General features: G+C 41.6%; 19 protein-coding genes. 6 read left to right on the top strand and 13 right to left on the bottom strand.

The window, feature by feature from the left end:
- Positions 1–52: 52 nt before the first annotated feature.
- From ACH8E3_RS04260 to ACH8E3_RS04235, 6 genes are read right to left on the bottom strand one after another with little or no spacing between them, the layout of a single operon-like run.
- Positions 53–334: an MFS transporter gene (locus ACH8E3_RS04260; protein ID WP_458631356.1), complete on the bottom strand. Its 282-nt coding sequence runs from the start codon at positions 332–334 to the stop codon at positions 53–55.
- A gap of 55 nt (positions 335–389) precedes the next feature.
- A complete protein-coding gene (locus ACH8E3_RS04255) occupies positions 390–1,190 on the bottom strand; it encodes an ABC transporter permease subunit (protein WP_458631355.1) in 801 nt (266 codons plus the stop codon).
- A gap of 15 nt (positions 1,191–1,205) precedes the next feature.
- The gene (locus ACH8E3_RS04250; RefSeq protein WP_458631354.1) at positions 1,206–2,003 is read right to left on the bottom strand and encodes an ABC transporter permease subunit; all 798 of its coding nucleotides are present in this window, start codon (positions 2,001–2,003) and stop codon (positions 1,206–1,208) included.
- Positions 2,000–2,893, bottom strand: a complete 894-nt coding sequence (locus ACH8E3_RS04245; protein ID WP_458631353.1) for an ABC transporter ATP-binding protein — start codon at positions 2,891–2,893, stop codon at positions 2,000–2,002. Before ACH8E3_RS04245 ends, ACH8E3_RS04250 begins: the two co-directional genes overlap by 4 nt.
- Before the next feature lie 20 nt (positions 2,894–2,913).
- Positions 2,914–4,638: an ATP-binding cassette domain-containing protein gene (locus ACH8E3_RS04240; protein WP_458631352.1), complete on the bottom strand. Its 1,725-nt coding sequence runs from the start codon at positions 4,636–4,638 to the stop codon at positions 2,914–2,916.
- Positions 4,628–5,479: an energy-coupling factor ABC transporter ATP-binding protein gene (locus tag ACH8E3_RS04235; RefSeq protein WP_458631351.1), complete on the bottom strand. Its 852-nt coding sequence runs from the start codon at positions 5,477–5,479 to the stop codon at positions 4,628–4,630. Before ACH8E3_RS04235 ends, ACH8E3_RS04240 begins: the two co-directional genes overlap by 11 nt.
- 119 nt (positions 5,480–5,598) lie before the next feature.
- Between ACH8E3_RS04235 and ACH8E3_RS04230 the strand changes: the two genes are divergently transcribed.
- A complete protein-coding gene (locus tag ACH8E3_RS04230) occupies positions 5,599–6,213 on the top strand; it encodes a biotin transporter BioY (protein WP_458631350.1) in 615 nt (204 codons plus the stop codon).
- A 31-nt stretch (positions 6,214–6,244) separates the two neighbouring features.
- Here the strand turns inward: ACH8E3_RS04230 and ACH8E3_RS04225 are convergent, their stop codons facing one another.
- The gene (locus ACH8E3_RS04225) at positions 6,245–7,531 is read right to left on the bottom strand and encodes a hypothetical protein (RefSeq protein ID WP_458631349.1); all 1,287 of its coding nucleotides are present in this window, start codon (positions 7,529–7,531) and stop codon (positions 6,245–6,247) included.
- A gap of 1,134 nt (positions 7,532–8,665) precedes the next feature.
- On the opposite strand from ACH8E3_RS04225, the gene ACH8E3_RS04220 reads away from it, so the two are divergent.
- Positions 8,666–9,304 (top strand): transcriptional regulator, encoded by a 639-nt coding sequence (locus ACH8E3_RS04220; RefSeq protein WP_458631348.1) that lies wholly within the window; start codon positions 8,666–8,668, stop codon positions 9,302–9,304.
- Between the two features lie 1,031 nt (positions 9,305–10,335).
- On the opposite strand, the gene ACH8E3_RS04215 is transcribed toward ACH8E3_RS04220, so the two are convergent.
- On the bottom strand, positions 10,336–12,720 hold the full coding sequence (locus ACH8E3_RS04215; protein ID WP_458631347.1) for an ABC transporter ATP-binding protein/permease: 2,385 nt from the start codon (positions 12,718–12,720) through the stop codon (positions 10,336–10,338).
- A 196-nt stretch (positions 12,721–12,916) separates the two neighbouring features.
- On the opposite strand from ACH8E3_RS04215, the gene ACH8E3_RS04210 reads away from it, so the two are divergent.
- Positions 12,917–13,591, top strand: a complete 675-nt coding sequence (locus ACH8E3_RS04210) for a response regulator transcription factor (protein ID WP_458631432.1) — start codon at positions 12,917–12,919, stop codon at positions 13,589–13,591.
- The gene (locus ACH8E3_RS04205) at positions 13,588–14,625 is read left to right on the top strand and encodes a HAMP domain-containing sensor histidine kinase (RefSeq protein WP_458631346.1); all 1,038 of its coding nucleotides are present in this window, start codon (positions 13,588–13,590) and stop codon (positions 14,623–14,625) included. The genes ACH8E3_RS04210 and ACH8E3_RS04205 overlap by 4 nt, the downstream gene beginning before the upstream one ends.
- Before the next feature lie 217 nt (positions 14,626–14,842).
- Here ACH8E3_RS04205 and ACH8E3_RS04200 read toward each other — a convergent pair whose 3' ends face one another.
- The 5 genes from ACH8E3_RS04200 to ACH8E3_RS04180 all read right to left on the bottom strand — a co-directional run bounded on the left by ACH8E3_RS04200 (position 14,843) and on the right by ACH8E3_RS04180 (position 20,925).
- Complete coding sequence (locus ACH8E3_RS04200; protein WP_458631345.1) at positions 14,843–15,379, bottom strand: general stress protein; 537 nt, start codon at positions 15,377–15,379, stop codon at positions 14,843–14,845.
- A gap of 107 nt (positions 15,380–15,486) precedes the next feature.
- The gene (locus ACH8E3_RS04195; protein ID WP_458631344.1) at positions 15,487–16,635 is read right to left on the bottom strand and encodes an acyltransferase; all 1,149 of its coding nucleotides are present in this window, start codon (positions 16,633–16,635) and stop codon (positions 15,487–15,489) included.
- 40 nt (positions 16,636–16,675) lie between these two features.
- Entirely contained in the window at positions 16,676–19,186 is a 2,511-nt protein-coding gene (hrpB, locus tag ACH8E3_RS04190) for an ATP-dependent helicase HrpB (protein ID WP_458631343.1), read from the bottom strand.
- A 124-nt stretch (positions 19,187–19,310) separates the two neighbouring features.
- A complete protein-coding gene (locus ACH8E3_RS04185; protein ID WP_458631342.1) occupies positions 19,311–20,114 on the bottom strand; it encodes an SDR family oxidoreductase in 804 nt (267 codons plus the stop codon).
- A gap of 64 nt (positions 20,115–20,178) precedes the next feature.
- Entirely contained in the window at positions 20,179–20,925 is a 747-nt protein-coding gene (locus ACH8E3_RS04180; protein ID WP_458631341.1) for a hypothetical protein, read from the bottom strand.
- 277 nt (positions 20,926–21,202) lie between these two features.
- On the opposite strand from ACH8E3_RS04180, the gene ACH8E3_RS04175 reads away from it, so the two are divergent.
- Together ACH8E3_RS04175 and ACH8E3_RS04170 are read left to right on the top strand one after the other, a co-directional pair.
- Complete coding sequence (locus ACH8E3_RS04175) at positions 21,203–21,442, top strand: hypothetical protein (RefSeq protein WP_458631340.1); 240 nt, start codon at positions 21,203–21,205, stop codon at positions 21,440–21,442.
- A 185-nt stretch (positions 21,443–21,627) separates the two neighbouring features.
- On the top strand, positions 21,628–22,275 hold the full coding sequence (locus tag ACH8E3_RS04170) for an FMN-dependent NADH-azoreductase (protein WP_458631339.1): 648 nt from the start codon (positions 21,628–21,630) through the stop codon (positions 22,273–22,275).
- Positions 22,276–22,306: the final 31 nt, after the last annotated feature.

Raw genomic sequence — 22,306 nt, 5'->3', positions numbered from 1 at the left:
TCCAATACCACTCACTACCACACTGAGAATGAAACAAAGGATAAAGATCAACTTAATTTGATTCGTCATAGGCCAGCCGGAATATTCCAAGAGAACACCGGCGAAAGCTGTAAATCTGACGGCGATCAAATCGATCTGATAATTTCCCTACGATGGGTAACAGAGCAACCAAGATTAATAAATAGGAAGTCACAACCCACTGAATTTGATCTAAGGAAACCGAGAATTGTTGGGCCATGACAGGTAATGCAACGTTTGCAATACCCACATCCAGACACAGCATAAATGTCCCTAAATTAACAACATGCAAGATAGACCAGCGATTCGCAACCATTCATTATTGCTCCTTATGGAGAAAGCTAAATTATTAAGCCGTCTGCAAATTTCTATTACATATGTAAATCTCGTTTATTATACGAAGTGTACGTTATACCTAACGATACGACCATAATTCCTATGGACAGAATAATACTAACCATACTCAGACCACCATCACTTAGTATACGATCCGCTTTGTAATAGGAAAAAGGTGATACATAATCAAGAAATGCGAGTTCACCATTCAGGCTAGCAGCTATAGATAGAATATAAGCCGTAAGTAGAACTGCTGCGGAGATTGTCGGTGCAGATTTCGGATGTCTACTTGTGCTAGCGGTTACCGCTCCAATGCATAAGAAAATCAACTGTAACACCAATAACCCGAGCATTAAGTTAACCATATCTCGACCCACGGACTCCCCATTACTATATAATCTAATGAACAAGAACGCACTGATCGTGCTAACCACATTCAAGACAATAATATTCGCCACAGCCGATAACAACTTCGCATGGATGACTGTATTTCTTGCGACAGGCTTAGCCATGAGGAACTCCACGGTATGATCTTGCTCCTCTTTGGAGATGATTCCCGCTCCGAGCATCACCGCATGAATCGTACCCATTAGAACGATATATACAAATAGCACACCGAAATAGCCAAGTACTGTCGATAAATCGAAATCACCCATTCCAAATAGCGTCTGTAAAGATTTTGGCATCTGCGACATCATTTCGTTCATCGATTGTCCCGACCCTGCTATCGTTCCATACTTACTCATGCCACTTGCAATCAGCGCAAATATACCAATACACCAAATGATTAGTGATCTTCGATTAGCCTTCATTTCTCTGAGGACAATATTCATCATGGTCTGTCCCTCCTCTCACACAGCATGGATATCTTTTGTCGCATACATATAGTAACTAGCACTGACTGTACCGATAATGATCACAAGACTTACTACAACGAATGATAACTCATACGTGGAGTGTGCAATAATGTAGGCCGTATCGAAATATTTGAACGGTGTGATATACCGAATGACTGTCTCACCTAGTACGGTTCCGAGCATGCCCAACACGTACAATCCGAACACGGTACCGAGTGATATGGAGATTACGGATCTCATCTTCGATAGGCTAACCGATACTACCATCCCTAGTGACATGAAGATCAGTTGCACGAACAACGCTGTAATCGAGATCATAAAGAATGCTTTCCATGGAAAAAAGGACTCCTGCATATACAATATAATCAAGCTAGTTGCCCCCATATAGACGAAATTCGTAACTAACAGTGATAACAGGCCTGCACACAGCTTGGCTGTCATGACCTGATGACGTGTAACTGGCTTTGTCAGCAGGAAATCTGCCGTCTTATCGCGTGTTTCCCTAGATAACATACCAAGACCTAAATTCATCGCCTGTATCGCGGCAATAAGCACAACAAATCCGAACACAAACGAGTAGAATCCAATAAGTGATGCAATGGAATCCAGTGACATCCCCAAGGCATCACGAAGCGACTCCGGGTACGATGCGAATAATGCCTTGAACTGCTCTGCATCTTGTGATAACGCGGGGAAAATAGATAGATACAATAGCATCACGCCAATCAAGGAGCAGACCCAAATCAAGGTGGATCGACGGATCATACGCCACTCATGCATCAACATATTCATGGCTGATCATCTACCTTTTCGTAATAGTGCATGAAGATTTCTTCCAAATCCGGTTCCTCAATCCACAGATTCGTCAGATCAAGCCCCGAAAGCTTACTCATCATGAAATTTAGGTCGCCCCGGAACAAGAAGCTGGTCTCGTGAATGCCTACCTGAATATCACTCACACCTTCTACGGCGAAATAGTCTTCATCCAAGGTTGCTTCTGTCGAAAGCCTAAACCGTTTATAGTTGTTCTGTTTAAGCGTGCTCATTTTCTCTAATTTGATCAATTTACCTTCTTTAATAATAGCAACACGATCACATAGTTTCTGTACTTCACTTAGAATATGGGATGAGAACAATATCGTCGTGCCTTTGCGATTCTCTTCTTGTAATAAATCGAAGAATCTGTGTTGCATTAATGGATCCAATCCACTGGTCGGTTCATCCAGAATAAGTAGCTTGGGTTCGTGGAGCATCCCTTGCACAATACCGACTTTCTTCTTGTTACCAAAGGACAAGTCATCTATTCGCTTATTCAAGTCCAAATCCATTCGTTCAGACAGTTCCTTAATACGTTTACGGCAATCTTTCTTGTAAAAACTCGCCGAGTAGTTTAATAGATCGATCACTTTCATTTTGTCATAATAGAACACTTCAGAGGGTAAATAACCGATTTCTTTCTTGATCTGCGGACCGAACTGAATGCAGTCTTTTCCAAAAATAGATGCACTCCCGCTCGTTGGATAGATTAGCGATAATAGCGTGCGAATCGTTGTGGATTTCCCCGCACCGTTCGGACCTATAAATCCGAAGATTTCACCCTCTTCTACATTGAAGCTGATGTCCTCTATTCCCCTGGCTTTGCCATATCTTTTGGTCAAATTCTGAATTTCAATTACGTTCATCACTTACGCCCCCGTTCTTATTATAAATATACTGGAAGTATGAACAGGAATAAACCACAAATTGAGGCAATACTGATCAACACCCAATCGAAACGATCGAAATGAAGTCGAAATCCAAATGTTGGTTGTTCTTTGATGTATCCGAATCCCCGTACTTCAAGGGCATCCGCCATCTGCTCCGCTAATCGAAGAATAGATCTCACGTATGGAATGATGGTCGATTGAATCATGCTGATAGGTACGGATTGTAGTGGTGTGACCACCTTTCCTCTAGCATGTGCTAGCTTAGCGAATCGTTGCCATTCCCCCGTTAACAAAGGAATAAATCGAAAGATCAGTGTTACAACTAGAGAAAATGAATAGATAGGTATCTTTAACCGACTTAACCATCCGAAGCTTTGTTCAATCGCACGTTGTAGTCGAAGAGGTGTCATCAGACCAAGCATCGGCATACCCAGTAACATGATGAGCAGTAGCTTGCATAGTCTGAGCGCTGTGGGGATGGTTCTATCCCAATCCATAGCCAATGGTTGAATGGATATTCCAGTAAACAGACCAAAAATAAAAATGAGAATAATATAGGCACGTATCACTTTTATCCATGGTGTAATAAGCGCTCGAAATGGCATTAATAAGGCTATAATAACGACGGCTGCTATGGATAGTTGTATGAAGTTTCTTTGCGCGAATACAGCCGCTGATAATAGTAAATACATCATCACAAGCGCCCTTGGATCGAAGTAATGGTTGGGCTGATGCTCATCATTATCGGGTACGGCATGGGTTGATTTTATTTTTGAGCTTTTAGGCTGTATTCCAAATGGATTCGAAGGAATTAATTCATGGACTTCTGTTTGCGATGACTCTATTGTTTGGCTCATCCGTGATAGCTTGGCAGCTAGTGCCACCGCCACTTCCTTCGGATCAGGCCAAGGGTTGCATCCATCCCATGTTGTATCTTCTTGATTGTTGGATTCTAGCTGATCTAGAAGATCATACTTCGCAAGCTCGGACAATACCCGTGGGACTGCCGCATCTTGTGCGATCTCCTCGATATCATGCACTTCGTGGATAATTCCTTGATTCACTACCACTACCGCATCCGCTAGTGGCAGTAGTGCGTTAAGGTCATGTGTTGCAACGATTACACCTCGACCTTGCGCCCTATGTTCCTCAAGAACGGTACATAAATCGTGTATCCCCGTGGCATCTAGACCCGCCGTAGGCTCGTCGAGTAATAGCCACTCCGGTTCGCACGCTAATAAGCAGGCGAGTGATAATCTTCGTTGTTGCCCGCCACTTAGAGTCCATGGATCACGCATAAGTATATCCCCAGGGAGACCGACCTTCGTGAGCGCCTCTTCCATTCTTTTCTCTGCTTCAATCATTGGAATTCGATAAGGCTTCAGAGAATATAACATTTCCTCACGTACCGTGGATGCGAACCACTGTGACTCCGATTGTTGCATGGAGATGCCAAGCTTTAACGTCACATCTAAGTTAAGTTTAGATTTGCGACGATGCTGTAGCCATAAGGGATCCATGCCAAGCTCAATACTTCCCTTTTGTATCGATCGGATGCCAGCTATCGTCTCCAATAACGTTGATTTCCCTGCCCCATTATGGCCAATCAACAACGTAATCTTCCCTGCTTGAAATGTCATATTTACGTTGTGCAGCAACTCGCGTTGGTCAGTTCCACCGGTACAAATCGTTACCCCTTGTAGATTCCAATCACAACCCATAACGATTCACCGCCTCGGCGAGCATTTCGCCAGTGAATGGAAAGGGTCGAAGTGGATATCCCATCTTTTCCAATTCCCACGCAACTTGAGCTGAATAAGGGGCCTCGAAGTCAAGAAGCTCACACACACTTTCAGCTTGATCTATGACTGAACGCGAGAAAAAATCATCCGCATATCCATCATAAGCGATCCCACCGTCCTTCATAGCCACAATCCGATCATGAGATCGAAGCTCCTCCAGCTTTTGTGTAATCCAAATGACGGTTACCCCGTTCTGTTGGAGCGATCGAACCTTTTCAAGTACATATATAGATGCATCTGGATCAAGCATAGCTGTTACCTCATCAAGCACAAGAATGGGCGATTGTGTAGCGACACATCCGGCTATCGCAACCAACTGTTTCTGACCACCTGACAGTGTCTCAATACGTTGATGCATTCGTTCCCCCATGCCAACTTGATGAAGCGCTTGTTCTGCGAATGGTATGATCTGGCTAGCATCCATCTCATTTTGTTCCAGCATAAGTACGACATCCTCCCACGGCGTTGCCCCAACCATCGCTGCTTCTGGTTGCTGCATCACGATAGGAATTCGATTGCCTTTTGTAGCTGTCTCGACACTTATGTCCATCTTTCCAGTAAAACCCGCTATTGGGAATCCCGCAATAACTTTGGCAAGCGTACTCTTCCCGCTCCCGTTACAACCTAATAACGCAATGAACTCTCCTCTATTGATACTAATACTAACATCATTCAGAATAGGTAATAATGTTCGTTCTTCCATCCATAAGGTGGGTGTAACTGAGACTTGCTGTAATTCTATTAAATAGGGATGTTTCAATTTTTTTCACCTAACCTCTTCCACAAAACAATTCGTTATGCTACAATTTCGTTTGTTAACCATATTCAATATAATTGGTTGACAATAAAATTGCAATTATAAAAAGGAGATATGTCATTTTGCAAACGAATCCTATTCGCTCACTCGTATTTATCGCTTTATTCGCCGCACTCTTTATTGTCATGAGTACAATCTCAATCAAATTAGGAGGTTCGCTTGTCCCCTTCACTTTGCAGACGTTTGCCGTCATCTTGTCGGGACTTTTTCTTAGACCTCGTAACGCATTCTTGAGTATCTTTATCGTGATAGTCCTTAGTTCTTTCGGTTTACCTTTATTCAGTGGACAGGGTGGATTATCTACCTTAACAGGATACACAGCGGGCTTTATATTCGCTTTCCCATTCTGTGCCATGCTTATTAGCCTTGCCGTTGGACGTATGTTAAAGCGACCAAGCTTGATCAAGAATAAGGCTATCGCACTTATTGCATTCTTTATTATATTTGAATTATTCAGCTCATTTGCGGCCTATATCACGGGTGTTCCTTGGTTTATGAATATACTAAATATGTCCCTACAAAAAGCATTGGTTGCTAGTTGTTATCCATTTCTTCCCGGTGACGCAATCAAATCATTCGTTGGCGCGCTTGTCGCCGTTTCACTGTTACCTTATATTGTACATATTCGTGCGTCAACCGATAACAAGCGTGTGGAAGGAATTACGGAATCTTTGTAAGACAAATCTTAACTATTACGCATTCCTTTGACTACTCCTGTGACCACTCAAAGGAATCATCCTGGATTTGTTGCAACATATCATTGAAGAACCAAGTGACCCCTTTCCACCAATTGGGATCCTCAGCATAGGTTTGGTTTAACCATTGGATCGGGTGATGATCCCCTGTACGCCGACCACTAATATTAAATACCGTCTTCGCTGCAATGGTAGCTGAACTCTCAATGGTTGTGTTGTAATTTTCCCAGCTTCCAAATACGTTAAATGGATTATTCACGATTTCTTTGCTTTTTTTATGATCTTTTGGAACGAACCCCTGCTCTTGACCTGTGATAGCAAACAGCAAGAGTGGGTGAATGTTAAATTGTTTACTCGCTTCCACAATCGCAGATAAATAAGGTTCTTCGGCTAACATAGAGTTTTTGCCGGACAAATACTTCTGTAATCGTGTCGTATCTATAGAAACATATCGGAACTCATTAGGAATTCCATCGGTATGTTTCTTTTTTATATTCTCATTGCGCTGTTGAAGGGAAGCTTCATCTATATTACCCGCCTGCAATACAGTTACAGACGACTGTCGATCCAGCGGGAGGATCAGTATGGATAATAGTAAAATTGCACATAAACAAGCTAGCATAATCGAATTGTTACGATTGAACCATTCTTTATTCCAGTAGGCTCCTATGGAGTCGCTATCCATTGCAACGGATTCGCTTATCATAACCACTGGCTCATTGGTAGCCGCTATAGCCATACTCGAAATCGTCATGGACTCGATAGCAATAGCTATGGGTTCGCTTGCAATAACCATGTGATTATTAGAAACAACTTCCTGTTTATTCGTTATAGCTATTCTCTCATTGGAATCTGCCAATTGCTTGTATCCACTAAGTTCCTCTTGTTCATATTCCCTCACCAAATCGCGAACCGAGATTGCGTCGGTCGGTATCGCTTGCTGAGACCATCGAAGAAGTTTGCTTCGAACTACCGCTTCCTCCACAGAATAATCCAATTTGCTACTCACCCATTGAACCAATGGTGACATAAGAGCTTCCTCATCCAAATCCAATGACATACAATGTGTCAGCACATCATCGACTTGAATGACAAGCGATTTCCTATGTTTCGCAAGAAGCTCACTACACACCCGCTTCTTCACCAAGACTGGAAAAGAAGGCAATCGGTTCTCCATAATCCGATGCACGGCATCAGCTAATATGGGTGCCCGTTGCTTGGATTCAAGTCCGCTATGCTTCTGCTCAATATATTGCTTCAGACGTATAATTTCTCCATGAGATACAATATAATCATTCATTCTTCAGATCCCAGCCCATCTTCAAGTTCAGTTAGGAAACGTTCCCTAGGGATTGGATTCCACGTTAATGGCAATTTATCCTTCTTTTAATTGTGAAATCATGCCCTTCTTGTTACAGGAATGCTCATAATGGTGGATTTACGCGCTTATCCGCCCTTTATGCTCTTCGTTCTCTGCACCCTCCGCTCTACTCTCTAGATTCTACTTCCTGCTTCCTGCTTTCTATTCTCTGCTCCTTGCTCCTTGCTCCTTGCTCCTTGCTCCCTGCTCCCTGCTCCCTGCTCCCTCCATTTTCTAACGGAACTCACAGACGCTATTGGTTGGTTTCGCACCCATAATAAGTTCTAACGGAAATGGTAGCATCTATTTGGTTATAATCAGCTCATTTCCTGCAAATTGTGTGTTATAAGGTCCACTACTTCCGTTAGAATCCTAATGGTGGTCCGCATAGCTAATTAAGGTACTCCATTTCCGTTAGCGTGCATATTACTACTCCCTCTCGCTCTTTACTAACTGTACTCTGTTCTCTGTTCTCTGTTCTCTGTTCTCTGTTCTCTGTTCATAACTCCCTACTATCTGCTCTTCCCACTTTCTAACGGAACTCACAGACGCTATTAGTTAGTTTTGCACCCATAATGAACTCTAACGGAAATGGTAGCATCTATTTGGCGATAATCAGCTCATTTCCTGCAAATTGTGTGTTATAAGGTCCACTACTTCCGTTAGAATCCAAACGGTGGTCTGACTAGCTAATTAAGGTACTCCATTTCCGTTAGCGTGGATCAGAGTTCATAAGTGTGTAATAGATCTCTTACAGGCATTTTAGAGTTAATATTGGTGCATTTTGTTAATTTGAGTTCATATAGCCGCATTAGCTAGTGTTTCTTTACGGACATTGCAGTGCTCGCCGTGCGTTATTCGTACATTATTCATCCTGTATTTCTGATAACCCAACTTCCTTGACCCACATACGTCTCAAATAGCTTGACAACACAACAGAATTCATCCAATATTTATATATATTTGATAATTTATAGGCATAAAGCATATGCCGCTTTAGTACGATGGCTCGAATGAGCTTTGTCGTATTAAGGCGGCTTTTTGCACGCTGATGAAGGACGGGGGGAAGTAGATATGTTTGAAGAAGTCTTTAAGATCTGGCTACTTAAGCACATTGCGGAAGAGAAGAATCCTAGAGTACGAGAGATTCTACAGAATGGATTGGGTCATGGAACGGTCGAATTTCTTCGTTCCATCTGGTTTCCAGTAGTCGGTAATCTGGATTATTTGTATCCTGAATATGAGGTTCGAGATTTCAATAATGGTTGTCGTTACCTTGATCTTGCATACAAACCTAGCGGTGCAAAAGGCTGCATCGAGATTCATGGATACCGATCCCACGCTAGGGATGTAGAGATCAGTCGCTTTAAAGATTTATGTATGAAGCAAGCCTTACTCGTGCTTGACGATTGGATATTCCTTCCTATCGCCTATCCATCGATTAAAGACGACCCTGGTGTTTGCAAGCAATTAATTCTTGCGTTTGTCGGCAAATTCTTATCTACAACCGTTCCTTGCGATCTGAACTGGGCTGAAGCAGAAACGCTACGTTTTGCACGTAGACTGATGCGCCCTTTCACACCACGTGAGCTTTCATCTCACCTTCAACTTTCAGATCGCCATACTAGAACCATTCTGCACAAATTAGTAACTAAAAAGTTGCTTACTGTCGCAAGTGGTGTCCAGCGATATCGAACATTTCAATCGGCATAATTATAGACGCACCATATCGACTTTATACACTCTATCCAATCTATCCACTCTCTAACGGATCTCACAGACGCTATTAGTTAGTTTTGTACCCATAATGAGTTCTAACGGAAATGGTCGCATCTATTTGACGATAATCAGCTCATTTCCTGCAAATGGTGTGTTATAAGGCCCACCACTTCCGTTAGAATCCTAGTGGTGCTCCTTCTCTCTAAATAAGGCACTCCAATTCCGTTAGCCAACCTCTTATCACACTTCTCGGTGCATCAGAGTTCATAATGTTGGATTAGTGGTGGATTAGCATTCATATTGCTGCATTAGCGCACACTCACTCTCTAACGGAACTCACAGACGCTATTAGTTAGTTTTGTACCCATACTGAGCTCTAACGGAAATGGTCGCATCTATTTGGCGATAATCAGCTCATTTACTGCAAATTGTGTGTTATAAGCTCCACTACTTCCGTTAGAATCCTAGTGGTGCTCCTTCTCTCTAATTAAGGTACTCCATTTCCGTTAGCCAACCTCTTATCGTGCTTCTGGGTGTATCAAAGTTCATAATGTTGGATTAGTGGTGGATTAGCATTCACATTGCTACATTATCGTACACACCCAATCTCTAACGGATCTCACAGACGCTATTAGTTAGTTTTGTACCCATAATGAGTTCTAACGGAAATGGTAGCATCTATTTGGTCATAATCAGCTCTTTTCCTGTAAATGGTGTGTTATAAGGCTCACTACTTCCGTTAGAATTCAAACGTTGGTCTGACTAGCTAATTAAGGTACTCCATTTCCGTTAGCGTGTATCAGATTTCATTATGGTTTGTTTTCGTACTTCTGCGTGTATCAGACTTCATTATCGTACTTCTACGTGCTTCTACGTGCTTCTGCGTACTTCAAAGTTCATAATGGTCCGTTAGATTCCAAGGGTGCATCATCGCACCTTGCCACTCAGCACCCCGCATCTATCAACACACAAAGAAAAAGGCTGATCCAATGGATCAACCTTCTCCCTCGTTCCTCTTATTCCCACTACTCACTACGCAATGCAGCAACGGGATCTTTCTTTGCTGCCATCTTAGCAGGAATGAATCCGCCAATGATCGTTAGTACCAAGCTAATGATTACAAGCATGATCGCATGTAAGGGATTAAGCTGTGCAACGTTAGAGAGATCTGTTAGTTTATAGAGAACCATATTAATGGGGATCGTCAACAGATACGTGATACCGATACCCAGTAATCCCGAACAAACACCTATAATAAAGGTCTCTGCATTGAAGACACGTGTGATATCCTTTTTTCTAGCACCCAAGGCGCGAAGAACACCAATCTCCTTCGTTCTTTCCATGACGGAAATGTAAATGATGATACCAATCATAATGAGAGATACGACTAGCGATATAGCAGCAAACGCGATAAGTACCAAAGTAATACCATCCATGATACTACCCGAAATATTCGTAACAATAGCGGCCATGTCCGTGTATACTATTCTATCTTCGGTTGCCAGTCCTTCATTCCACTTATCAAGATAAGCGTTGACCGATTCCTTCGATCCGAAATCAATTGGATACAACGAGATCGAATTTGGAATTTCCGTTGCTCCTAAGGTTGCCAGCATCACATCTTTCGTTGGAGCAACAGGCGTGTTTACGCCCATACCCGGAGGCATTCCATCCGTGGGTATCGTGCCCGGTGTCATTTGAGACATCCCATTGCTTGCACTATTATCAGATAATAATTGCCCCGTCAATACGTTTATTTCCGCATCCTGTTGTGCTAATACAATTTCAGATGCCTTCGCATTATCAATAAAATGGGTTGCCAAATCATCTGAATAAGCAATTCCAGCTGGGAGCGTAGACATCTTCGACTCTTCCTGACCTCGAATAACACCGACAATTTGTAAAGTCATCGCATCATCACTGTTATACATATCCATCAAATTCGATACTGTGCCATTCACAATAAACTGTTCGCCATTTCTCATATAATAGTCATTGTTCATAATTAGTTTCAATTCATAACCAATGAGATCAGCAAGATCAATACTCTCAGTATCCGAATCAATACCCAACGCATCAAGCGATGTATTCGTCAATCGATTATATTCATCTACGATGAGCACAAGATCCGTCATCTTCGTAGGGAAACTTCCCTCAAGCACATCATAGTATTGCTCTAGATAACTTCCAGATGCCTCCCCAGATTTACTAGGATAATTGGAGAAACTAATATTCCCCTTATTAAGCGTTGTTGCCTTTTCTCCGTCTGATTTCAACATATTCATATTCACTGTACGGGTATAAGATAAGCCATCAAGTAACGCAGGATTGATCTTCTCCACATACTCCAAATACTCGGGTGTCAGTACATTTGTGTGCAGCACTGAATTCTTACTAGGATCATACGGGAACAGCTTCTTATCTGTCGTATAAGACGTAAGATCCGTTTTGCCAACGGATGAATGATCTGTTGTATCAACGTTCATCGCGATCTGATTAATCGTAATAGGGAAATTCGATAATGCTCCTGCTTCATAAGAACTGATCTGCTTGTCAAAACCATTCGATAAGGAGAGCACCAACGCAATACCAATAATACCTATACTGGAGGCGAATGCGGTTAAACCAGTTCTCCACTTTTTCGTGGCAATGTTCTTTCCAGATAACTTTAATGCCGTTAAGAAGCTCATGCTAGTTTTTTTGAGTGTATAGTTAGAGACCTTGTTCTGAGCGACAAAAGGATTACTATCCGATACAACCGAACCGTCAGATAACTTGATGACACGATCTGCATACCCTTCCGCCAATTCAGGATTATGAGTTACCATAACGACAAGTTTGTCTTTCGCAATTTCCTTAATCAATTCCATGATCTGTTCGCTAGTCTCGGAATCTAAGGCACCTGTCGGTTCATCCGCTAGAATGATATCCGGATTATTCGCAAGCGCACGTGCAATCGCTACCCGCTGCATTTGACCGCCTGATAACTGACTCGGCTTCTTGTGAACATGGTCTTTCAATCCGACCTTTTCCAACACTTCGATAGCCTTTTTATATTTCTCAGATGAGGGTACACCACTAAGTGTCATGCCCATCTCTACGTTATTCACAATACTTAAATGCGAGATCAAGTTATAGCTTTGAAAAATAAAACCGACACTATTATTACGATAGGCATCCCATTCGCTATCTCTGAAATCCTTCGTGGATTGCCCATTGATAATCAGCTCTCCACTATCATATTGATCGAGTCCACCGACCACATTGAGTAATGTCGTTTTACCCGAACCACTCGTTCCGAGGATAGCTACAAATTCACTTTCCCGGAAGTTAAGGCTTACCTTGTCTAGTGCAACCTGTGTGAAGTCCCCTGTCTTATAACGCTTGGTGATCTCTTTTAATTCCAACATTTGAACGTCTCTCCCCTTCCAATACTTGTTCTCTCTTGTCTAGATTAGATTAAGTATATCAACCATTTGTAAACTAAACATAAACGTCGTCAGCATAATATTCTTCTTGTTTATATTCACTTTATCTTTATAAGGTATACTTGTTACATCGTATATACAATCTAGTACGTGAAAATTTCCATCTGGGGGTAACATGATGTTTAACATCCTTGTCGTTGAAGATGACCACAAATTACGTCAATTATTCAGTACCGTTCTAACTAGAAATGGTTACCACGCTCTCCCTGCTGAGAATGGAGAAGCTGCACTAGCTATTCTAGATCGCGAACATATCGATTTGATCATCTCAGATATTATGATGCCTCGTATGGACGGCTACGAACTTGCAAGAACGTTAAGGGAAGCGAACTATAATCATCCCATATTGATGGTTACGGCAAGGGACAGTTTTCAAGATAAACAAAGAGGGTTCCTTGTTGGTATTGACGACTATATGGTCAAGCCCATTGATGTGAATGAGATGATCCTTCGTGTAGGGGCTTTGCTCCGTCGGGCCAAGATCATAAGCGAACGTAAGATTGTATGCGGGAAAAGTCTATTCGACTATGATTCGTTAACGGTATTTCATCCTACGGGTGACATTGTGCTTCCACAGAAAGAATTCTATTTACTCTATAAGCTAATATCTTATCCGAATAAGACGTTCACCAAACAACAACTAATGGATGAAATATGGGGAATGGACTCTGAATCCGATGAGCATACAATCGTAGTCCATATTAACCGTTTACGTGAACGATTTAAGAATAGCTTGGACTTCGAGATCATTACAGTTAGAGGTCTAGGTTATAAGATGGTGAAGCACGCATGATTATCAAAAAAAATAAAAGTCTGTGGTGGTATTTTGTTTCCTTAGTATTCCTCATTATGCTCGCCACCTCCCTTATTATGGCTCCAATAACATACTTATATATTCGTTATATTGCTATCGATATACATAACCGCCATCATTTCGCACCGATTGTATTCATCACGGTTCTTAGTATTATCATTGGGACAATCATCACGATCATGGTTTGCAAAAGAATACTAGCTCCCATTACTAATTTTAGTAATGCTGCCAAAGAAATAACGAAAGGAAACCTTGATATTCATTTGAATGAATCCCATCGGGTTAGCGAAATTAGAGAAGTCGCACATCACTTCAATGTTATGGCGAAGGAGCTCCGCAGCGTGGAAGCTTTTCGAAATGAATTCATTGTCAATGTGTCTCACGAATACAAAACACCTATCGCAACAATTGAAGGTTACGCTACTTTGTTGCAAGATACGCATATCTCAGAGAAAGAACATCAGGAATACACCAAGATGATTATTGATAGTGCACGTCAATTGTCCACACTATCTGGTAACATCCTCAAAATATCTAAACTAGAAAATCAAGAGATTATTACAGAAAAGATAACCTATCGATTAGATGAACAAATTCGACAAGCGATACTCATGCTTGAACCGATGTGGGAACATAAAAATATGTCACTTCATATTGAGCTTAATAGCATTCAGTATTATGGAAACGAAGAATTGATGATGCAAGTGTGGTTAAATCTATTGGTGAACGCGATTAAATTCTCGCATGAGGGGGGGGATCTATCCTTTCGACTTCAATCCAATCGTGATTACATCGTTGCGACACTCACCGATACTGGTATCGGAATGACCGATCATGCGAGAAAGTACATTTTTGATAAATTCTATCAAGCAGATCCTGCTAGATATTCTGATGGAAATGGTCTCGGTCTTCCGTTAGTCCGTCGAATCATCAACTTATGTGGCGGTACGATTGAAGTTATAAGTGATTTAGGTGAAGGATCAACCTTTACTGTGAAGTTACCTAAGGAATGAAGACGTACTGATTAACTTAATCGTTTATGAAGCGTAAAGGAGCGAACTATATCCGATCGTACTACACAACTTCTTTTCATTTCTACTTGTTACTATAGTAAATATCAACTAAATAGCTCATAGTTGATTCTACTTGAATGGCACTACTACATCATCCATCCGATAGAAGTCACTATGAGCTAATAAACTTTAATTATATGAGTTCAAATGTTATTTCTTAAACAATAGGTCTGTTAGGTGGATAATTCATTCCTTCTGAATCATAACGACTTGCATTCAATGAACGATTATCACGGAATACATTGTGTACATTAGTTCCATGTTCGCTGGAGTCAACTAGCACTAGAATCTTACCATCATTTACATAGTTATCATATTCAGCAGCTTCATCTTCAGGGATACCTAAACCTACTAATCCTCCAACTAATCCCCCTGTTCCAGCACCTACAGCTAAACCAGTCAAAGTCGCTGCTATCGGACCAGCTGCTAGAATAGGTCCAATTCCTGGGATAGCCAAGAGTCCCAATCCCGCAAGAAGTCCCGTTACTCCTCCAAGTACACCACCCGTTGCTGCTCCTGCTGCAGCTCCTTCAGGCGCTTTCGTTCCAGTATCTTCTGTGATATTTTTTAAATCTTCTCTATTTTTAGTTATTACTGAAATATCTTCGGTTCTAATGCCCTGACTTTTCAAGTTCTCAATCGCTCTTGAAGCTTCAACCTCTGTCTCAAATACACCAACTATTTTCTTTTCCATGATTGAATCCTCCTCTGAATTATAAAAAGTAATGGTTGTTCTTCTTTTATTTAACCTAGACATCACTAAATTAAACATTACTCTTGAAATTCATATAAATGGTAGGATCATCTCAATCTATTTATAACTGTCGGAACTCCCCCTAACCATTTCCCCCATCCGAACCTCGATAGCAGTTTCATTAGGAAATACGATAACAGCACACAAATACCAAAAGATATCACCATGCGTACCAAGATAGGCCAATGGATAAACCATGCGTGATCAAAGATATAACTTACTCTTAACATAAGCGCATGGACCAAATAAGCACCATATGAATATCGTCCAATCGATAGGATGAATGCATTACTTCGCTGTCCACCCTTTTCCTTCATCCACGAAGCGAACATGTATATGACACCAGTCGAACTTAGTAGAAAGATAACCATCAAGGGACGAATTAAAGACACCGCATAGAAATTGATCTGAAGGCCCACAGGCGTACGGAAGCTCCCTATAACGAGATTCACGTAATAAATGAACAATACACAGAACGTAGAAATATAGATCCACCGCCCTTGAATGATCCACTTTTTCCAAAGATCAGGCCTTAGACCCGCGCAAGCGCCTAATAGGAAATAAAAGAAGAAATATAAGAAATTACGATCCGCATACTTCGTAAACATAGCTGTAAGCACGGGGATTTCCACGGTAGACATCAGATTCCCTATCGCTGTGACTTGACCTGTAAGCCATACATAGAGAATGCCAACGGCTACTAGGCTACTTAAGCATGCCCATAGAGGAAGCTTGTTTCTCACCTTAAGGACGATGTTACGGAATATGGGGAACAACAGATAGAATGGAACGATCATGACAACATACCACAGATGATAACTTGTCTTTCCCGTAAATAGCATGTTGAACCATTTCCAAGATTGCCCCAATAACCCTTGATGCCAGCCATAATTGAGGTAGAAATAAACAAGTGACCAGAATATATAGGGAACGATAATATCTTTGGCTCTCTTTTTCAAAAAAGGGATGTACTGAAATGGGCCATCATAATTGTAAAATAGCACCATTCCCGTAATGAAGATAAACACAGGTACTGCAAATTTAGCCAACATTAATAAGACCGTCATCATCACGCCGTCTCCGAAAGTCACCCCATCCACGTAAGCAAAATGGGCAATGCTATGCTGTAATGCTACAGCCAGGAAGGCTAGTCCCCTTAATAATTCAATTTCGACAATTCTATCTTTACGGGCCATTGAAATCTCACTTCCAAACATGATTATTCTCTAGAGTTCTCTATTTCTTCGGTTTCACACGCCGTGTTGCAACAGCCTCCAATGGTTCATCCGGCCAATCATGTTTCGGATAACGAACCTTCAGTTCCTTTTTCACATCGAAATAAGCATTTTGCCAGAAACTTGATAGATCCGATGTAATTTGCACAGGTCGTTGTGCGGGTGACAATAAATGAAGTGTTAACGGTATGCGTCCAGCCCCAATTCTAGGAGTCTCCTGTAAACCGAACATTTCTTGCAATCTTACCGCGACAATAGGTTGTTGAGGATCGCTGTAGTCAATCGGAATACGTGAACCACTTGGAACCGTCATATGTGTTGGAGCATGGATATCTAAATCCCGCCGTTGATCCCAAGTCATCCAGTGTTGTTCTATGATCATCGTCATCTGCAATCGTTGTAGATCATTTCGATTCTTCATATGATATACAGCGTGTAGCAACCATTCTGGTAATGCAGCAAGTAGAGCGTCGTCACTCACGTCTGGCCAATTGGATGGCATTAGCGTATGCATAAATTGCAATCGTTGCCTCAATTGAATCGACTCCTTATTCCATGGTAATAGATGTAATCCTTCTAGCCTAATCCCATCAAGTAAGGCATATGCAATCATCTCTTCTGAGGGCTTAGCCAAAGGCTGTTCCTTCAACATTAGACTCCCTAGCATCCATCTTTGACGCGCTTTGACACCCTGCAAATCACGATCCCATGCCACATTAGATTCCTTCAGGATGGATTCCTCATGAAATGTATACAACGATGATTCGTTGATACTTGCAGTAAGTTGAATTCTACCTTCTGTTCCCCGATCATCTACAACAGCCGCAACGATATATGCTGTACGACTTAAAGGCTGGATTATGGACATCTCCACACCACGACCACTGCTTAATAAGAATCTACCGTCACCTCTACCTTGGCCGATTCGATCCGGATAAGCGAAAGATAGGAGCACGCCACACCCATCCGCACCAACTTTGTGATCACTCGTTATATTCAATTGTTTCTGAACATTTCGCGCCTCTTGCATCATCCGATGCATCACTGGCATGTCTAAAGAGGTGTCATCCATATGCGGTAATCCCTGACTCTCCCACAGTAGCAACACTTCAATTCTAGCCGTCATATCACAGTTATCGGTCGATCTTCTTCCTTTGAAAATATCCCTTTCTTGTAGCAACGCTGCCATCAGACAAGCTAAATAACCATAATGAAGCGCATTTGCCTTCAGAATCATATGTGACAGTCGGGGATGCATTCCCAATTGAACCATTTGATGACCATGTGGGGTGATTCTCCCCTGTTCATCTATGGCTCCTAATGAACGAAGCAAATCAACCGCTTGTTGGAATCTCGCATCATGAGGTGCATCAAGCCAGCGCAACTCTTGCGGATCTTGTACACCCCAGGCAGCCATTTCAAGTGCAAGTGACGTTAGATCGGCACTCATAATCTCAGGGGTGATTTCGTTCTGAAGTCCATCTTGCTCCTGCTGACTCCACAGCCTATAACAAGTACCCGATTGTGTCCGTCCAGCTCGACCCCTACGCTGATCTGCAGATGCTTTGGATACGTTCACTGTCGTTAAATGAGACATCCCACTTCTTCGTGATACCAATTGTGTTCTCATAAGACCACTATCGACTACCGTCCGTATCCCTTCGATCGTTAAGCTCGTCTCAGCAATCGAGGTAGCTAGAACTACTTTACGTTGCCCGTCCGGTTCAGCCTGAATCGCAGCATCCTGTTCGGGCAATGATAATTGCCCATATAGACAACGTATGATCGTTTGATCGGGTAACGACATTCTTTCTAACTCCCGTTTTACCTTACGTATTTCACCGACCCCTGGCAGAAATGCCAGAACATGCCCTTCATGATGAAATAACGCTTGAGCGATGGCAGTGGATACGCCCTTCTCCATCGATTGGCTAACAGCCTTTGGAACATAAATGGTATCCACGGGGAATTGACGGCCCGCACAGTGGATGATCGGAGCATCTTGCAGTAACTTGGCTACGGGCTCGGCCGCAAGTGTAGCTGACATCACGAGAATTCTTAAATCTTCCCTTAATAAGGATTGTGTCTCCAATGCCAAGGCCAGTCCCAGATCACCATGAATATGTCGTTCGTGGAACTCATCAAATATGAGGATTCCTACATCGGCTAGTTCTTGGTCATGTTGTAACATCCGAGTCAGAATCCCTTCCGTAACGACCTCAATCCTTGTTCCTTTTCCGATCTTACTATCCATTCGCACCCGATAGCCGACCGTCTCACCCACGCGCTCTCCAAGCTGAGTAGCCATATAACTCGCAGCAGATCGGGCGGCTAATCTTCGTGGCTCTAACATCAATATTTTCTTGCCTTGGAGCCAAGGCTCATCAAGTAACGCTAATGGAACACAGGTTGTCTTTCCTGCACCCGGTTCAGCTATTAGAACAGCTGAAGTTGTGTGACTCAAGCTCTCTTTCAACTGTGGTAGAACATCATATATAGGTAAATCAAGCATGTTATCTTCTCCATGTCATTTCCGTTATGTACTCCTAGCTTATTATATAGCCAAGCTTAAATGAATATCTAGAGATATAAGAAAAGAGTACCATCCAATGTAGGACGATACTCTGGACATACCCTTATAATAATGATTCTGCACCATCAATGAAAATCTGGGAACCCGTAACATGAGAGGCGTCATCCGATGCTAAGAAACTCACTAGATTAGCCACTTGTTCTGGTTCACCAGGTCCTTCATTTAGAGGTTGGTTTCCTTTTGGATATTCCACTGGAATAACAATATCCTTCACATCATCTGTTTTTTTCGTACTTTGATCAATGTTCGTAGAAATTGCACCTGGACAGATCACATTGACACGAATCTTGAACTGAGCGAGCTCGAGTGCCGCCATTTTGGCAAATGTAACCTGCCCCGCCTTTGACGTACTATAGGCTGTCATACCAAAGTTAGAAAACGTACGCGTACCATTTACCGAACTTGTAATAATGACACTGCCGCCATTCTTTTTGAGATAAGGTATCGTATACTTCACTGTCAAAAAGGTTCCGTTCAAATTGACATTTAGCGTCTTCTGCCAATCTTCCAGTTTTAATTCTTCAATAGGGGCGAGAACACCGTTGATGCCGGCGTTTGCAAACACAATATCAACCCCACCGAAACATTCAACCGTCGCAAGAACAGCCTTTTCTACCCGCGTTGCGTCGGCAATGTCTACGTCAAACGCTCGTGCAGCACCCTTGCGCATCTTATTGATCTCTGCTTCTACCTCATTAGTACGTTCATCTAATAGATCAAACAGAGCTATATTGGCACCTTGTTGAGCTAACTTTAGTGCTGTTGCTTTCCCAATTCCAGAACCTGCGCCTGTTATAATTGCTGTCTTGTTCGTGAAACGTTGTGTGTTCATTTGATTATCTCCCATATGTAAAACTCCTTTTTGATTTTTATATAAATTTAGATTAACCAAATCGTAAGGAGCTAAATCATCAGGACCATTTAAACTCTAAAAAACTCGCATCTTCTCTTAATCCGTACGTATGTGGTGCGTCAAATAGTAATTGAATCTGTTCATCTGGAAGCCAATCTTGAATTGGATCAAGATCACTAATGCCTTCAGTATATACCTGAAGTCTCATCGGTATACCGGATTCTAATCGACTTTGATATACATAAGGTGCTCCACCTATTGGGCCATGTTCACTTGACCACCATTGCGTCTGCGATAACGTTTCATTAAAGTACTGACTGACTTCGAAATCCTCTTTCCATAATTTCAATCTCGAATCCCCTTGCCATGCTAACCATATTCTACCTATAGGTCTTTCCACGGTAGGTAGTTCTATTTGACCACATATGTACATCGCGTCAAGTCCACTTAATTGTCCTGCATCTTGCGAAGATTGTGAAGCATTCTTTAATAAGGCTTGGAAACATTCTGAAGACCAATCTTGCGTTGTTTCTAACCATTCCATTAATGTCTGTCCTAACAGACGCGAAGCCAAGCTCTTGTCATCGTTGTTACCTATTCCTTTACACAACGTAAAATTACAAATGTCATCCATAATATGTACTTGAAGAAAATCTTGACCCAATTCCCCTTCACTTGTCTTACTAATAGCCCTTCCGTAACCATAGCGACAAGTCATCAGTCCTTGATAAGATGATATCCTTTGTTCTTTCGCTTGAGAACTCATGTAACTAAAACTCTCAATTCCTCTAGGATTCATAATCATGTAATCTCCTACCCCCTGTCGGCGATACACCGTCATAATTGAATCTATTTATTTACTATCAACTATACTACGCATATCTATCAATCACAAAGTTGGTTAGTCCTGGGTATATTACCCTATGCAATACGGAGAGACTCATAGACACCGCTTAGCCACAATCTATTTATAAATCTCTCATTCAATGGATTATTTAACTATTTATAATCTGTTTTTAAGGTAGATTTAATAAAAGTTTACTAGAATGAAAACATCATATATCTAGGATGGAGTGATTTCGATGACGATGCTAATCATTTTTCAAAATAAGCAAGTACCCGTTTATTTTAACACGGATAACAAACAACCTGTACAAAAAACAATGAGATTACTAAGTAAGATTCTGGAGCACAAATTTCAAAGCGGCAAAACAGCACTACAAAAATGTCTGAGATCTCTCATTAGTATTGAGATTGAAGGTTCTGAAGCCATTCTACACAGCAAGAGTGAAGATGACACATTAGCGTTATCTCTTTATTAATCATATACTCTGAATACAATGGATACAGCACCTCCTGGTTATTGGGAGGTGCCTTTTCTCGTTCTCGGTATGTTGCATTAATTAGTACTATAAATTACATACTAGCTTTGACAACATATAAATATCATGTTACTATATTAAAGTAAGTAAATAATAAATATAGAGTGAATAGGAGATCAATCATCATGTCGAATATCTTAATTGTTAAAGCTAATAACCGTCCAGCCTCAGAGGCAATATCCAGTAGAATGTATGAAACTTTCCTTGCAGAATTAGAAGGTAAGGATGTAAATGTAACAACATATGATGTTTTTGAAGAAGATACGCCTTACTTTGGTCAAGATCTTTTCAACGCTTTCAGTAAAGTTCAGAACGGTGGAGAATTAACGGATGTTGAGTCACGCATTTTAGCTGCCAAACAAAAAGCAATGGATCTCGTATCTGCTGCAGATATCATTGTATTCGCATTCCCATTGTGGAACTTAACCATCCCAGCTAAATTACAGACCTTTATCGATTATGTATATGCTGCGGGATTCGCATTCAAATATGACGCAGCAGGTAATATGGTTCAATTAATGACGGATAAAAAAGCCATCTTCTTAAGCGCACGTGGTGGATTCTATTCTGCACCAGAAGCAGCACCTTTGGAAATGGCTGTAAGCTATATGCGCAACGTATTTGGTGGCGTGTTTGGTATGCAAATCATTGATGAAGTCATTATCGAAGGTCACAATGCTGCTCCAGATAAAGCCCAAGAGATCATTGTTACAGGGATGGATGCTGTTAAAGCCTCCGCACAACGTGTAGTCCATCTAACGGTTAAAGCTTAATTATATTGAATCATACTTTATGAAATGGAAA

The organism is Paenibacillus sp. CMAA1364 (assembly GCF_054373195.1).
This window is presented reverse-complemented; position numbering and strand designations above follow the sequence as displayed.

Bases quoted from the DNA above. Each gene is read 5' to 3' on its own strand.
- ACH8E3_RS04260 (WP_458631356.1), bottom strand. From the start codon at position 334: ATGGTTGCGAATCGCTGGTCTATCTTGCATGTTGTTAATTTAGGGACA.
- ACH8E3_RS04255 (WP_458631355.1), bottom strand. From the start codon at position 1,190: ATGATGAATATTGTCCTCAGAGAAATGAAGGCTAATCGAAGATCACTA.
- ACH8E3_RS04250 (WP_458631354.1), bottom strand. From the start codon at position 2,003: ATGAATATGTTGATGCATGAGTGGCGTATGATCCGTCGATCCACCTTG.
- ACH8E3_RS04245 (WP_458631353.1), bottom strand. From the start codon at position 2,893: ATGAACGTAATTGAAATTCAGAATTTGACCAAAAGATATGGCAAAGCC.
- ACH8E3_RS04240 (WP_458631352.1), bottom strand. From the start codon at position 4,638: ATGGGTTGTGATTGGAATCTACAAGGGGTAACGATTTGTACCGGTGGA.
- ACH8E3_RS04225 (WP_458631349.1), bottom strand. From the start codon at position 7,531: ATGAATGATTATATTGTATCTCATGGAGAAATTATACGTCTGAAGCAA.
- ACH8E3_RS04220 (WP_458631348.1), top strand. From the start codon at position 8,666: ATGTTTGAAGAAGTCTTTAAGATCTGGCTACTTAAGCACATTGCGGAA.
- ACH8E3_RS04215 (WP_458631347.1), bottom strand. From the start codon at position 12,720: ATGTTGGAATTAAAAGAGATCACCAAGCGTTATAAGACAGGGGACTTC.
- ACH8E3_RS04210 (WP_458631432.1), top strand. From the start codon at position 12,917: ATGTTTAACATCCTTGTCGTTGAAGATGACCACAAATTACGTCAATTA.
- ACH8E3_RS04205 (WP_458631346.1), top strand. From the start codon at position 13,588: ATGATTATCAAAAAAAATAAAAGTCTGTGGTGGTATTTTGTTTCCTTA.
- ACH8E3_RS04200 (WP_458631345.1), bottom strand. From the start codon at position 15,379: ATGGAAAAGAAAATAGTTGGTGTATTTGAGACAGAGGTTGAAGCTTCA.
- ACH8E3_RS04195 (WP_458631344.1), bottom strand. From the start codon at position 16,635: ATGGCCCGTAAAGATAGAATTGTCGAAATTGAATTATTAAGGGGACTA.
- hrpB (WP_458631343.1), bottom strand. From the start codon at position 19,186: ATGCTTGATTTACCTATATATGATGTTCTACCACAGTTGAAAGAGAGC.
- ACH8E3_RS04185 (WP_458631342.1), bottom strand. From the start codon at position 20,114: ATGGGAGATAATCAAATGAACACACAACGTTTCACGAACAAGACAGCA.
- ACH8E3_RS04180 (WP_458631341.1), bottom strand. From the start codon at position 20,925: ATGATTATGAATCCTAGAGGAATTGAGAGTTTTAGTTACATGAGTTCT.
- ACH8E3_RS04175 (WP_458631340.1), top strand. From the start codon at position 21,203: ATGACGATGCTAATCATTTTTCAAAATAAGCAAGTACCCGTTTATTTT.
- ACH8E3_RS04170 (WP_458631339.1), top strand. From the start codon at position 21,628: ATGTCGAATATCTTAATTGTTAAAGCTAATAACCGTCCAGCCTCAGAG.